The sequence below is a fragment of the Streptomyces sp. NPDC034670 genome (assembly GCF_055574875.1).
Map to the genome: position 1 here is coordinate 59,814 of NZ_JBVITR010000005.1, position 13,270 is coordinate 73,083.

The window sequence follows — 13,270 nt, forward strand, 5'->3', positions numbered from 1 at the left end:
GCCGTGCCGGTGCGGGGCCCGGCCGCGCGGCGGACGCTCCGCCGGGAACCGCCGTGCGCTCACGGGCGTTGTAGGGGGTGCCGGTCCGCAGTGGAGGAGGGAGGGCGAGTGAGCCGCAGCCGGACGATGCCGCGTTCCGCCGTTCCCGCCCTGTTCCTCCCGCTCCTGCGGCTGCTGCCGATCGGCCTGGTGGTCCTGTTCCTCCTGCCGGACGCCGGTGGCCTGACCGCCGGTGTCACGCTCGCCGCGACCGCCGCGGCCGGTGCCGCGCTCGCCGTCTGCGCCCTGGTCGCCGCGCGCTGCGCGCCCGCCGTGCCGCCGACCCGGGTGCGCACGGCCCTGCGCGACCGTGACCGGCGCACCGCCTTCCTGCCGCAGCGCGACCCCGACGCCCGGGGGCGCACCCGGCCCCGGGCACCCGGACACGCCCTCCCGGCGACCGCCGCGTAGGGCACCGGCTCCGTCCGTCCAGCAGGCCCCGCGCGGGTCGTCATGCCGTCATCCCCCCTTCCCGTCCCGGTGCGTCCGGGACCCCGGCACGACGAGACCCCCGGAGGGCTCACCCATGTCCGTCTTCGCCAGCCTGGTCGAGCACCTGGCCGACCTGCTCCGGCCGCTGTTCGGCGCCTCGGCGGCCGCCGCCGCGATCGTCCTGTTCACCGCGCTCGTACGCCTCCTCGTCCACCCCCTGTCCCGGGCCGCCGCACGCGGGCAGAAGGCCCGGGCCGCGCTCCAGCCGAAGATCGCCGAGCTGCGCCGCAGACACGGGAAGAACCCCGAGAAGCTCCAGCGGGCCGTGCTGGAGCTGCACGCCCGGGAGAAGGTGTCGCCGCTGTCCGGGTGCCTGCCGAGCCTGTTCCAGCTGCCGGCGTTCTTCCTGCTGTACCACCTCTTCTCCAGCGAGGAGATCGGCGGGCGGGACAACGAGCTGCTCGGGCACGAGCTGTTCGCCGCGCCGCTCGGCGGGCGGTGGACCGACGCGCTGGGCGCGGGCGGCCCGTTCGGCGGTCCGGGGCTCGTCTACGCCGGACTGTTCGCGCTGGTCGCCGTCGTCGCCGCCGTCAGCTACCGGCTGACGAGGCGGGCGATGGACGCGAACGCGGCCCTGACGGCGGCCGGGGGCGGCGGCGGGGAGCAGCAGGTGCCGGGGATGGCCGCGATGACCAGGGTCATGCCCTTCATGTCCTTCCTGACGCTGGTCACCGTGGCGGTGGTGCCGCTGGCCGCCGCGCTGTACGTGGTCACCAGCACGACCTGGAGCGTGGTGGAACGGGCCGTCCTGTACCGGTGACGTGTACCGGTGACGGCGGAGGGCGCCCGGTGACGGCGGAGAGACGGATGGCGGCCGGCGGATGACGGCCGTCGGCCGCCGGCCGCTCGGGGGCCCGGGCGCGCCCCCGGCGGGCCGGCCCACGCCGGGGCCGGCTCACACCGGCGCGGCTCACACCGGCCCGGCTCACGCCAGGAGGGAGGCGAGCCGGCGCCAGGCCTCCCGGGGCAGGGCGTCCCGCGGGGCGTCGTCGACGATCTGGAGGGCCACGTGGTCCGCGCCCGCCGAGAGGAAGGTGTCGACGCGGTCGCGGATCCTGGCCTCCTCGCCCCACGCGAACACCGCGTCGACCAGGCGGTCGCTGCCGCCGTTCGCCAGGTCGTCCTCGGTGAAGCCGAGCCGGAGGAAGTTGTTCGTGTAGTTGGGCAGCGCGAGGTACGGCGCCAGGCTCGTGCGGGCGAGCGCGCGGGCCCGGCCCGGGTCCGGCTCGAGGACCACCTTCAGCTCGGGCGCGAGCAGCGGGGCCTCGCCGAGGATGCCGCGCGCCCGCGCCGTGTGCTCCGGGGTGACCAGGTACGGGATCACGCCGAGCGCCCGGTCGCGGGAGAGCTCCAGGGTCCTCGGGCCGAGGGCGGCGACGACCCGGCGGCCGGCCGGGACCCCGGCCCCGTCCAGCGCGTCGAGGTAGGCGACGAGGGCCGAGTAGGGGCGGCGGTACCGGTCGGTGAGCTTGGCGTGGCTGACGCCGATGCCGAGCAGGAAGCGGCCGGGACGGGTCGCCTCCAGCTCGGTGAAGGCCGCGGCGGTCTCCTCGGCCCCGTGGTCCCAGATGCTCTGGATGCTGGTGCCGACGGTGAGCGTCGAGGTCGCCTCGACGAGCGGCACCGCGTGGCGGACGGCGCTGCTGCCGCCCAGCCAGGCCGCGCCGAAGCCGAGTTCCTCCAGCTCGGCGGCGGCCTCGGCGATCTCACCGCGCCGGGAGGGGTCCTCCGAGCGCAGCCCGACGCTCCAGATGCCGTACCGGCCGATCTCCTGCTTCGGGACGTTCGCGGTGTCGCTCATCGTTTCCGGATCCCTCCGTGACGGGGTGCGGTGCCTGCCGTGGCTGATCACGCCTGTGCCAGGCACCAACCCCGCGCAGGGCACCGGTAATCCCCGGTACGGCCGGACGGGGGACCCGGCAGGGGCCTAACGGTCGGCCAGGAACCGCTCCAGGGCCTCCACCACGAAGCGGTGGTCCTCGAGCTGGGGGAGGCCGGAGACCGTGACCGCGCCGATCACGCCCACGCCCTCGACGGTGACCGGGAACGAGCCGCCGTGCGCCGCGTACCGGTCCGGGTCGAGGCGCGAGGAGTCCTCGAACGTGGTGCCCTTGGCCCGGTGGCGGGCGCCCACCAGGTAGGACGCGCTGCCGTAGCGCTCCACGACCCGGCGCTTGCGGGCGATCCAGGCGTCGTTGTCGGGGGTGGAGCCGGGGAGCGCGGCGTGGAAGAGCTGCTGGCCGGCGCGGTGGATGTCGACGGCGACCGGCGCCCGCCGCTCCCGGGCCATCTCGACGAGGAGCGAGCCCAGCTCCCAGGCGTCCTCGTGGGTGAAGCGCCGGAAGACCAGGCGGCGTTCCTGCGCCTCCAGCTCCTCCACGCCCGGGGCGGGTTCCGGCTTGCGGGACGGGTCGGTGGTCACAGCGTCACCGTCACCTTCTCGAGGGCCGAACGGCGGGCCGCCTCCAGCACGTCCAGGGCGGCGGCGGCCTCCAGCGCGGTCACCGGGTTGGGGCCGCCCTCCCGCAGGGCCTTCGCCACGGCCGCGTAGTAGGCGGGGTAGTCGCCCGGCAGGGTCGGCTCGGGGCGTCCGCCGCCGGTCACCGGGGACTCGCCGGCGCCGACGCGGCCCCACAGCTCCTCGGGCTCCGTGCCCCAGTCGCCGCCCGCGGCGCCGGGCCGCAGGCCGTCGCGCAGGGCGGCCTCCTGCGGGTCGAGGCCGTGCTTGACGTAGCCGGCCTTCGAGCCCAGGACGCGGAACCGCGGGCCGAGCTGGGCCGTGGTCGCGGAGACGTAGAGGTGGGAGCGGACGCCGCCGGCGTGGGTGAGCGCGAGGAAGGTGTCGTCGTCGGTCCGCGCCCCGTCGCGGCGGACGTCCACCTCGGCGTAGACGGAGGTCACCGGGCCGAACAGGACGAGCGCCTGGTCGACGACGTGGCTGCCGAGGTCGTAGAGCAGGCCGCCGATCTCCGCGGGGTCGCCGGACTCCCGCCAGCCGCCCTTGAGCTGCGGCCGCCAGCGCTCGAAGCGGGACTCGAAGCGGTACACGTCGCCGAGCGCGCCCTCGGCGATCAGCGCCCGCAGGGTGAGGAAGTCGTTGTCCCAGCGGCGGTTCTGGAAGACGGAGAGGAGCAGGCCGCGCTCCTCGGCGAGCGCCGCCAGCTCGCGCGCCTCGGCGGCCGTGCCGGCGATCGGCTTGTCGACGACGACCGGCAGGCCGGCCTTCAGGGCGGCGGTGGCGAGCGGGACGTGCGTCCGGTTCGGCGACGCGACGACGATCAGGTCGAGCTCGCCGGCGCGGCCGAACAGCTCGTCCGGGGTCGCGGCGACGCGGACGTCCGGGAACTCGGCGCGGGCCTGCCGCTGCCGCTCGGGGTTCGAGGTGACCACGGTGTCGAGCGCGAGGCCCTCGGTCGCGGCGATCAGCGGGGCGTGGAACACGGAGCCCGCGAGGCCGTAGCCGACGAGGCCGACGCGGAGGGGAGTGCCAGTCATGACCCTACTTTCGCAACGCTGTTGCCAAAGTGCAAGCGCGGGGGACAATGGGCGGGTGAACAGGACGAACGGCCCGGGGATGCGGGGAGCGACCGGCGGGGTCAACCTCCTCGCCCTGCGCAGCCACAACACCGCGCTCGTGCTCGACCTGCTGCGGACGGCGGGCCCGGAGGGCATCAGCCGGCTGGAGCTCGCCGAGCGCACCGGGCTCACCCCGCAGGCGGTCAGCAAGATAACGGCCCGGCTGCGCGAGGACGGCCTCGCGGCACAGGCGGGGCGCCGGGCGTCCACGGGCGGCAAGCCGCGGACGGTCCTGCGCCTGGTGCCGGAGGCGGGCCACGCGGTGGGCGTGCACCTGGACCGGGACGAGCTGCGGGCCGTGCTGGCCGACCTCGACGGGACGGTGGTGGCCCGGCGGCGCGCTCCGCTGGACCTGGGCGCCGGGGCGGAGGCGGTGCTGGCGCGGGTGGCCGCGGTGGTCGAGGCGCTGCGGGCGGGGGACGGGCCGGCCGGGCGGGCGCGCCCGCTGCTCGGCGTCGGGGTCGCGCTGCCCGGGCCGCTCGACCACGAACGGGGCGTGCTGCACCGGGTGACCGGGTTCCCCGAGTGGGACGGCTTCCCGCTGCGCGACGCGCTGGCCGAGCGGCTGGGGGAGGTGCCCGTGGTCGTCGACAAGGACACCAACGCGGTGGCGCTCGGGCTGGCGGTCGGGGGCGAGGGCGGGTCCTTCGCCTACCTGCACCTCGGCACCGGGCTCGGGGCCGGACTGGTGATCGGGGGCAGCGTGCACCGGGGGCCGCGGACCGGGGCGGGGGAGTTCGGGCACCAGGTGGTGCAACTGGACGGACCGCCCTGCGGATGCGGCGACCGCGGCTGCGTGGAGGCCCTGTGCCTGGGCGCCGTGACGCGGGGCGAGACGGCGGAGGCGGCCCGGGTGCTGGGCACCGGCGCCGCGAACCTCGTGGGCCTGCTGGACATCGACCGCGTCCTGCTCGGCGGCCGCACGATCGAGGCCGCCCCGGAGCCGTTCGTGCACGGCGTACGGGCCGTCCTGGAGGCCCGGGCCCGGCGCACCGGGGACGCACCCGTCCCCGTCCGCCTCGCCGCCGGCGACGGACGCGGCGTCGCCGAGGGCGCGGCCCACCTGGCGCTGGCACCGGTGTTCGGGCGGGGGGACGGATAGGGGCACTCCCCCGGGGGGAAGGGGGCCCTCCCACTCGGGGGAGGGCTCTCCTTCCCAGGCCCGCAGGCTCCTCCCCGGCGAGACGGTGGACGGATCCGCTCCTCGGCCGAACGGGCGCAGGCACGCCCCGGACGGCCGGAAGCGGCCGGGTCCCGGCGGGCGGGGTCGCCGGGTGTCCGGCAGGGTCATGTATTCATGCGACCCTCCACGCACGCGTCCCTCTGCCTGGCGGCGATGACCGCCGTCCTCCCCGCCGCGGTGCCGGCCCACGCGCGGGCCCCCGTGCGCGCGGAGGCCCCGCTGCCCGCCTGCGCCTCCGCCGGGGACCGCGCCTTCCCGCTCACCGCCCGCCTCCACGGCGGCCCCGCCGCCTATCCGGCCGGCGGCGGGTTCGGGACCTGGGACCTGGAGCTGACCAACACCACCGACCGCGCCTGCACCGGCATCCACCCCGTCGTCGTGCTCGTCGACGAGGGGCGGGCGCTGCTGCCCTCGCAGCTCCGCCTGGAGTTCCTCGACGGGGGGCGGCACCACCCCGTCCGGTTCGAGACCACCGACCGGGACGAGCTCGTCGGGCCCTTCGCCGACGACGACGCGGGCTTCTCCGGGTTCACCGTCGGGCCCGGCCGGACCCTCACCGTGGAGGTCCGTCTCGCGTTCGCCCCGGACGCCGTGCCGGGCGAGGTCACCGCCCACGCCGCCGTCGTGCAGCGCCACAAGGACGACGGCGACTGGGTCGGCCAGTCGAACGGCTACCGGTTCCGCGTCGAGGCCGCACCCGGGCCGCGGGACGGCGCCGCCTCCCCCCTCTCCGGCGAGGACCGGGACGCCCTCCCCTTCGCCGACGAGCTCGCCCGTACCGGAAGCGGCCGGCGGGCCCTCGCCGTCACCGCGGCGGCGCTGCTCGCCGGCGGCACGGCCGCCGTGCTGCTCGCCCGGCGGCGCCGCTGACCCCCGCCGGATCCCGGGCCCCGGTCCGCGGCGGTGGCCCGGGGCCCGTTCACCCAAGATCCGGGTCTGTCTAGGCTGGGACACACGGAGAACCGCGTACGGCAGGAGATCCCGCACATGGCAGACCGCAAGCCCATCGAGTCGTGGCTCACCGACATGGACGGGGTGCTCATCCACGAAGGGGTGCCGATCCCCGGCGCCGATGCCTTCCTGAAGAAGCTCCGCGAGCTGGGCAAGCCCTTCCTGGTCCTCACCAACAACTCGATCTACACCCCGCGCGACCTGCACGCCCGGCTGCGCCGCATGGGCCTGGACGTGCCGATCGAGAACATCTGGACCTCCGCCCTCGCCACCGCCCAGTTCCTCGAGGACCAGCGCCCGGACGGCTCCGCCTACGTCATCGGCGAGGCCGGGCTGACCACCGCGCTGCACGACATCGGCTACGTCCTCACCGACCACGACCCGGACTACGTCGTCCTCGGGGAGACCCGCACCTACTCCTTCGAGGCCATGACCAAGGCCGTACGGCTGATCAACGCCGGCGCCCGCTTCATCTGCACCAACCCCGACGAGACCGGCCCCTCCACCGAGGGGCCGCTCCCGGCGACCGGCGCCGTGGCCGCGCTGATCACCAAGGCGACCGGCAGGCAGCCGTACTTCGCCGGCAAGCCCAACCCGCTGATGATGCGCACCGGGCTCAACGCCCTCGGGGCCCACTCCGAGACCAGCGCGATGATCGGCGACCGCATGGACACCGACGTCCTGGCCGGCATGGAGGCCGGGATGCGGACGTTCCTGGTGCTCACCGGCCTGACCCGGCCGGAGCAGGTGGAGGACTTCCCCTACCGGCCGTCCAGGGTCGTGGACTCCATCGCGGACCTCGTCGACCTCGTCTGACCCGCCGCCGCCCGGGGCGCCGCCCGTGCCCGCCCGTGCCCACCCGTACGGAGCAATCACCGGGACCCGAGGGTGCGGTGCCGCGGGCCGCGGGGGACGCTCCGGGTGTCTGGAGGTTCACGATGGGTTCCCTGCGGCTCGTTCTCTGTACCGGCGCCCTCGCCGTGGCCGCGCTCGCACCGGCGGCGTACGCGGCGGACGGCGAGGGCGTCTCGGTGGCCCCGGCGGCCTCCCCGCCCGGCGCCGACGTCGCCCTCGCGGTGGCCGGGTGCGCCGGGCGGACGGCGCTCGCCGTGTCCCCGGCGTTCGTCTCCGACGTGCGGCTCACCGCCGCGGACGGCGTGCTCGCCGGCGAGAGCCGCGTCCGGTCCCCGCTCACCGCGGGGACGTACGACGTGCGGGTCGACTGCGGCGGGACCGAACGCAGGGGCACCCTCGAGGTCACCCCCGCGCGAAGGCCCGGCGGGACGGCGGGTTCCGTCGTCGTGCCCCACGCCGCCCGGCCCGCCGCCCCCGCCGTCCACACCCCCGCCGCCGACGCCTCCCGCGCGCACGGCCCCAACACGGCCCAGACGGTGACCGGCCTGGCGCTCGCGGGGACCGCGGTGGTGGCCGTCGTGCGCGACCGCCTCCGGCGGAGCGGCGGAACGGACTGACCACGCCGGGGCAGGGCCGTCCCCCGTCCGCACGACGGCCCCGCCCGCCCGCACCACGGCCCCGCCCGCCCCGCCCGGGCCGGTCCCCGGCCGCGCGGGCGCGGCCCGCGGGAGCCCGCGGACGACGGAGGGCTCGTCCTCGTGGGTGCCGCCGGGGGTGTGTCAGGATGGGGCCCGGAACACTTGGAACAAGTGCACCCAAGGGGGGTTGGATGTACGGCAGCAGGGGGGTCGGGGCCTTCGCCGGGAGGCGGGCGGCCGCGGTGGCGCTGGGGGCGGCGCTGCTGATCACGGGGTGTTCCTCCGCCGACGGCGAGGGGGAGGAGCCGGAGGCCGGCGCGGGCATCACGCAGCAGCCGAAGGAGGCCGATCCCTTCTGGGTCAACCCGGACGGCACCGCCGCGCGGCAGGTCGCCGAACTGGAGAAGGCCGGCAAGGAGGCGGAGGCCGAGCAGATCCGCAAGATAGCCGAGCAGCCCGTCGGCGAGTGGATCAGCCCGGAGAACCCCGAGGAGCAGGCCCGCGACTTCACCGAGGCCGCCGACGAGGCGGGCCGCACCGCGCTGCTGGTCCTCTACAACATCCCGCACCGCGACTGCGGCCAGTACTCGCAGGGCGGGGCCGCCGACGGTGACGCCTACCGCGCCTTCGTCGACGGCGTCGCCCGGGGCATCGGGGACCGGCCGGCGACCGTGATCCTCGAACCCGACGCGGTGCTGCACCTGGTGGACGGCTGCACCCCGGACGAGTACCACGAGGAGCGCTACGACCTCCTCGAGGGCGCCGTGACCAAGCTGAAGTCCCTGAAGAACACCAAGGTCTACCTGGACGCCGGCAACGCCGGCTGGGGCGACCCCGACCAGATCTTCGAACCGCTCACGCGGGCGGGCGTGGACCGGGCCGACGGCTTCTCGGTGAACGTCTCCAACTTCTACTCCACCGAGGACTCCATCGCCTACGGCAAGACGCTCTCCGCCAAGATCGGCGGCAAGCCCTTCGTCATCGACACCAGCCGCAACGGCAACGGCCCCTACACCGGGGGCGCCGCGGACGAACGCTGGTGCAACCCGCCCGGCCGCGCGCTCGGCGAGCCCCCGACGGTGAGGACCGCGGACCCGCTGGTCGACGCCTACCTGTGGGTGAAGCGGCCCGGCGAGTCGGACGGCGAGTGCAAGGGCGGGCCCAAGGCGGGCCAGTGGTGGCCGGAGTACGCGCTGGAGCTCGCCCGGGCCGGCGACTGACCCCGCCGGGTCACCGGCCGGGGCACACGTCCTCGACCTCACCGCGGTCGGCCGCCAACCGCCGCTCCTCCCCGTTCAGTTCGCGCTGCGCCAAGGCGCACACCCGCTCGGTCCACCGCTCGGGGGCGAGCGGGACGACGGCGGCCCGCGATCCGTCGAGGATCGTGAGGGACTTCCCGTCGGCGCCCGGCGAGATCACCGAGCCGTGCCCCACGTGGTAGCGGTACAGCTCCCGGTGCCCCGCGACGTCCCACACCAGCTGTTCGCCGGCCTCGGTGGTGGTGTGCAGGGCCCGGTCGTCCAGGAAGCGGCCGAGCCAGTGCACCCGGTCGTGGGTGAGGACGCCGTTCTCCTTCCTCTTCCGGAGGTCCCACAGACGCACTGCGCCGCCCGCGTGCTGCACGGCCAGCTGCTCGCCGTCGGGGGAGAGGAGGACCGCCCGGACCGAACGGGCCGACCGGTCGAACGCCTCGCTCTTGAGTCGCGTGAACTCGCCGGAGTCGAAGTCCCAGAGCCCGATCCCGTCCACCGTCCGCACCACCGCCCGCGGCATGCCCGGGACCGCGCCGGCGAAGGTCCCCGCCGCCTCGTTGGCGAGCTGCTCCGGCTCCTGGACCGGGGGCTGGAACCTCCTCCCGGCCTCCTTGCCGGTGTCGAGCCGCCAGCGGGAGACGTACGACAGGCCCGAGATCACGGCGTGGTCGTCGTCGGGGAAGCCGATGTTGATCCAGGCCGGGGTGAGGCCCGTGCGCGGGTCGGGTCCGGCGGCGGTCAGACCGGGCGGGGAGGGCAGTTCCAGGACGTGCTCCTCGGTGAGCGCGGTCCCGCCCGCCTCCTCGGAGATCCGCCAGACGAGGACCGTGCGCTGGTCCTCGGCGACGGTCAGCACCCGCCGGCCGTCCGGGGTGAAGGCGGCGTACAGGGCGGCCAGCGGCCGTGACGCCCGCGCCGACGCGAGGAACTTCCGCCCGGTCAGGTCCCACAGCTGCAGGACGGTGCCGTCGGTCCCGACGACCGCCAGCCGGTCGTGCGGCGCGTCCGGCGTGCGGACGCGGTGGATCAGGGCGTTGACGTCGAACTCGGTGGGCGGCCGGACCCGCACGGTCACGATGCTCCCGCCGGTGGCGACCGCGGCCCGCAGGTTCCCGGGGGGCCCCACGAGGGCGACCGGCGGTGCGAACGTGCGGCCGGTGACGTTCTGGTCCTCGGCCGCGGCGGCGGGGGTGTCGAAGGTGGCGGGCCAGCCCTTCTCCAGGTCGACGACGAGGAAGCGCACCCGGCCGAGATCGGTGCCGATCCGGCCGGTGGGGTTGACCAGGTAGCGGCCCGACGCGTCGAGACGGGGCGTGTACAGCGGGCACAGTCCCGGGAAGGAGCTGTTCTCCCAGCTCTGGAAGCGGCGGGGCGCCGTGCCCAGCCGCCAGGCCTCCAGGGTGCCCTGTCCGGTACAGGTGACCAGGACGCGTCCGTTGCCGCTGACCGTCGCGGAGGCCGCGGCCCGCTCGCCCCAGGGGCGGTGGAGGGTGCCCCGGTCCAGGTCCCAGGAGACCAGCCGGCCGCGCCCGTCCTCGGCGCCGGCCCCGGAGGGCACGATCCGCGCCACCACCGTGCCGTCCGCACCGAACCAGGCCTGCGCCGCGTCCCAGCCGCGCGGCGGGGCGAGGGTGCGGCCGGTGCGCCGGCCGTCCCCGGTGCGCCAGACGAGGACCCCCTCGCGGGGGATCGCGGCGAGGATCCGCTTCCCCGCGCCGTCGAAGCGCAGGTCGTGGACGCCGCGCGGGTTCCTCCCGGTGTCCTCGGCCCTGCGCAGGGGGAGGAGGCGAGGGGCGCGTGCGCCGGGGCCGGCGGCGTCCCGCACGCCGAGGGAGATCAGGCCCCAGTCGCTCGCCCGGGCCACGATCCGCCCGTCGGGCGAGACGGCGATGCGGCGGTTGTCGTCGTTCCTGGTGAGCCGGAGCGGCTTGGGCCGGTCCTTCCCCCGCAGGTCCACCTCCACGAAGTCGCCGCTCCGCAGCAGCGCGTACAGCCGCTCGCCGTCCTCGGTGAGCGCGACGTGCCCGACCTCCTCGCGGTTCTCCACGGCGATCCGCTCCACGTCCCGGAACCGCAGGTACTGCGCGAGCAGCGCGGAGCGCGCGTCCGGGCGGTCGGCGGTGCGGTACGCGGCCGCGGTGTACAGGGAGGAGGTCACCAGCGACACGTCGTCGTAGGTGACGGCCTGCCGGGCCAGCCGGTCGGACGCCAGCCGGCGCTGCTCCTCCAGCATGTTGAGGTACAGCACCGACACCACCGACGCCGCCGCCACGGCCAGGACGGTGACCCCCACCCCCAGGAACCGCAGGTACCGCCGGATGCGCCCGGACCGCGCGGCCTCACGCTGCTGGCGCTCCCGCAGGGCGACGCCCGCCGCGATGAACTCCCGGTCCTCGTCGGTCAATTCGTCACCGCGCTCGGCGAGCCACTGCTCGGCCGTCCGCAGCGCGGGGTCCTCCAGCAGGGCGCCGTCCGGCCGGCCCTCCCGCCACCAGCGGGCCCGGTCGTAGCGCAGTTCGCCGCGCCAGGCGAGGAACGCGCGGTCGTCGCGGAGCTGCTCCGCCAGCGGCTGCCAGTGCTCGATCAGGGCCTCGTGGGCCAGCTCGACCGTCTCGCCCCGCTCGGGGTCCGCGCCGAGCACGAGGACGCGGGCCTCGGCCAGGTTCCGGGCGATGGCCCACCGCTCCTCGCCCGCGTCGCGGCGGGCGAGCCGGGCGCGCAGCGCGGTCGTGCCGCCCGGCGGGACCTGGATCAGCGCGCGCAGGAGTCCGGCCGCGGCCCCGGGCGGCGCGCCGTGCAGCGCGCGCCGCCAGGCCGAGTCCGCCCGGCTGCTCAGCACGCCGCCGACGCCGCCCAGTTCGCGGTAGGTGTCCAGGCGGAGCCGGCCACCGGTCTGCCGTTCCCACAGGATCTCCAGGACGAACCCCAGCAGGGGCAGGGCCCCGGGCCGGCCGGCCGCGTCCTCGACGAGGAGGTCGGCCAGGCCGCTGTCGTACTCCACGCCGGGGAAGGCGCGCAGCGGCAGCCGGACCACCTCGGTGAGCTGCTCGCGGGTCATGAGGCCCAGCTGGTGGGCGGGCGCGCCGCCGACCAGTCTGCTCAGCTGCGGGTGCCGCAGCGCCGCGTCCTGGAAGTCGGCCCGCAGGGCCACGAGGACGCCGACCCCGGGAAGGGCGCCGGCCTCCAGGAGACGGTCCACCAGTGCGCGCAGGTCCTCCTCGGGGCGCAGGAGCAGGGCCTCCGCCTGGTCCAGGGCCAGCACGAGGCCGGGCGCCGACCGGTGGCGCTCCAGGGCGTCGCGGACCGCGCCGGCGTCCGGCAGCCGGCCCTCGGCGCGCAGGACGACGCCCTTCGTCCCCCGCTCCCTCAGCCGGGGCAGCACCCCGGCCATGAGGAGGGAGGACTTGCCGGACCCGGAGGGCCCGGTCAGCGTCACGCAGCCCTCGGGCGGCCCCTGCGGACACAGCAGGGCGGTGACGGCGTCGACGTCCTCGTCCCGGCCGAAGAAGTGGGTGCTGTCCTCCTCGGTGAAGGGGCGCAGCCCCGGGAACGGGGACGCCGGGGCGAGCAGCTCGGCCAGCTCCGGGACCTCGTCGAGCACCGTGCGGGTCGGGATGCAGAAGCTCTGCCCGCGGCGCGGCGACGAGACGGACGCCACGACGCCCACCACGGCGCCCAGTTCCAGGTCCCAGACGGCGGAACCGCTGAACCCGGGCTGGACCGGGTCGGCCTGCGCGTCGAGCGGCGACATCTGCAGCCGCCCGGTGCCGGTGCGGCCGCGCAGCACCGCGGTGTGCCAGCCGCCCCCGGTACCGTCGTCCGGCAGTCCGAAAACCATCGCCCGGTGGTCCCACACGGCGCGGGGCGCCACCATGAGGACCGGCCGGGCGCCCGCCGGCGGACGGTCCAGCGACAGGACGGCGACGTCCCCGCTGCCGTCCCCGCGCACCGGCACCCAGTGCCGGACGACGGCCCCCGTCTCCTCGCCGTTTGCCGCCAGGGCCAGGCGGACCCGCACGGGCGCGTCGGGCGGCTCGGCACGGGTGAGGGGCAGGCGCGCGGCGCCCAGGACGACGTGGGCGCACGTCAGCACCAGGGTGGGCGCGATCAGCACGCCCAGGCCGCCGATGTGGCCGTCGGCGGCCGCGACCTGGACGGTCGCGGCCGCGAGGACCTCCTCGGCCGTCCGGTCCGATGCGCTCGGCTCGGCCATCTTCCGTCTCCCCCGAAACCGTTGGCCCGATGCGTCAGCGACGTCCCCCAGAGGTCACACCAGGCGCCGC

At 76.3% G+C, this 13,270-nt stretch carries 11 protein-coding genes; 7 read left to right on the forward strand and 4 right to left on the reverse strand.

Features of this window, described 5'->3' with window-relative positions; genetic code table 11:
• Positions 1-108: 108 nt before the first annotated feature.
• A complete protein-coding gene (locus ACZ56B_RS05310) occupies positions 109-450 on the forward strand; it encodes a DUF6412 domain-containing protein (protein WP_468786469.1) in 342 nt (113 codons plus the stop codon).
• A 115-nt stretch (positions 451-565) separates the two neighbouring features.
• Positions 566-1,291, forward strand: a complete 726-nt coding sequence (locus ACZ56B_RS05315) for a YidC/Oxa1 family membrane protein insertase (protein ID WP_468786471.1) — start codon at positions 566-568, stop codon at positions 1,289-1,291.
• A gap of 165 nt (positions 1,292-1,456) precedes the next feature.
• On the opposite strand, the gene ACZ56B_RS05320 is transcribed toward ACZ56B_RS05315, so the two are convergent.
• The 3 genes from ACZ56B_RS05320 to ACZ56B_RS05330 form a co-directional block, all read right to left on the reverse strand.
• Positions 1,457-2,332, reverse strand: a complete 876-nt coding sequence (locus ACZ56B_RS05320) for an LLM class F420-dependent oxidoreductase (protein ID WP_468786473.1) — start codon at positions 2,330-2,332, stop codon at positions 1,457-1,459.
• A 126-nt stretch (positions 2,333-2,458) separates the two neighbouring features.
• Positions 2,459-2,953 (reverse strand): heme-degrading domain-containing protein, encoded by a 495-nt coding sequence (locus tag ACZ56B_RS05325; protein ID WP_468786475.1) that lies wholly within the window; start codon positions 2,951-2,953, stop codon positions 2,459-2,461.
• Positions 2,950-4,026 carry a Gfo/Idh/MocA family protein gene (locus tag ACZ56B_RS05330; RefSeq protein WP_468786477.1) on the reverse strand — a complete coding sequence of 359 codons (1,077 nt, stop codon included), beginning with the start codon at positions 4,024-4,026 and terminating at the stop codon, positions 2,950-2,952. The genes ACZ56B_RS05325 and ACZ56B_RS05330 overlap by 4 nt, the downstream gene beginning before the upstream one ends.
• A gap of 79 nt (positions 4,027-4,105) precedes the next feature.
• Between ACZ56B_RS05330 and ACZ56B_RS05335 the strand changes: the two genes are divergently transcribed.
• From ACZ56B_RS05335 to ACZ56B_RS05355, 5 genes are all read left to right on the forward strand, one after another.
• Complete coding sequence (locus tag ACZ56B_RS05335) at positions 4,106-5,209, forward strand: ROK family transcriptional regulator (RefSeq protein WP_468786760.1); 1,104 nt, start codon at positions 4,106-4,108, stop codon at positions 5,207-5,209.
• 195 nt (positions 5,210-5,404) lie between these two features.
• Entirely contained in the window at positions 5,405-6,160 is a 756-nt protein-coding gene (locus ACZ56B_RS05340) for a hypothetical protein (RefSeq protein ID WP_468786479.1), read from the forward strand.
• A gap of 117 nt (positions 6,161-6,277) precedes the next feature.
• A complete protein-coding gene (locus tag ACZ56B_RS05345) occupies positions 6,278-7,057 on the forward strand; it encodes an HAD-IIA family hydrolase (RefSeq protein WP_468786481.1) in 780 nt (259 codons plus the stop codon).
• 122 nt (positions 7,058-7,179) lie between these two features.
• Positions 7,180-7,713 (forward strand): hypothetical protein, encoded by a 534-nt coding sequence (locus ACZ56B_RS05350; RefSeq protein ID WP_468786483.1) that lies wholly within the window; start codon positions 7,180-7,182, stop codon positions 7,711-7,713.
• 212 nt (positions 7,714-7,925) lie between these two features.
• Positions 7,926-8,954 carry a glycoside hydrolase family 6 protein gene (locus ACZ56B_RS05355; RefSeq protein WP_468786485.1) on the forward strand — a complete coding sequence of 343 codons (1,029 nt, stop codon included), beginning with the start codon at positions 7,926-7,928 and terminating at the stop codon, positions 8,952-8,954.
• A 10-nt stretch (positions 8,955-8,964) separates the two neighbouring features.
• Here ACZ56B_RS05355 and ACZ56B_RS05360 read toward each other — a convergent pair whose 3' ends face one another.
• Complete coding sequence (locus ACZ56B_RS05360; protein ID WP_468786487.1) at positions 8,965-13,200, reverse strand: nSTAND1 domain-containing NTPase; 4,236 nt, start codon at positions 13,198-13,200, stop codon at positions 8,965-8,967.
• Positions 13,201-13,270 lie beyond the last annotated feature (70 nt).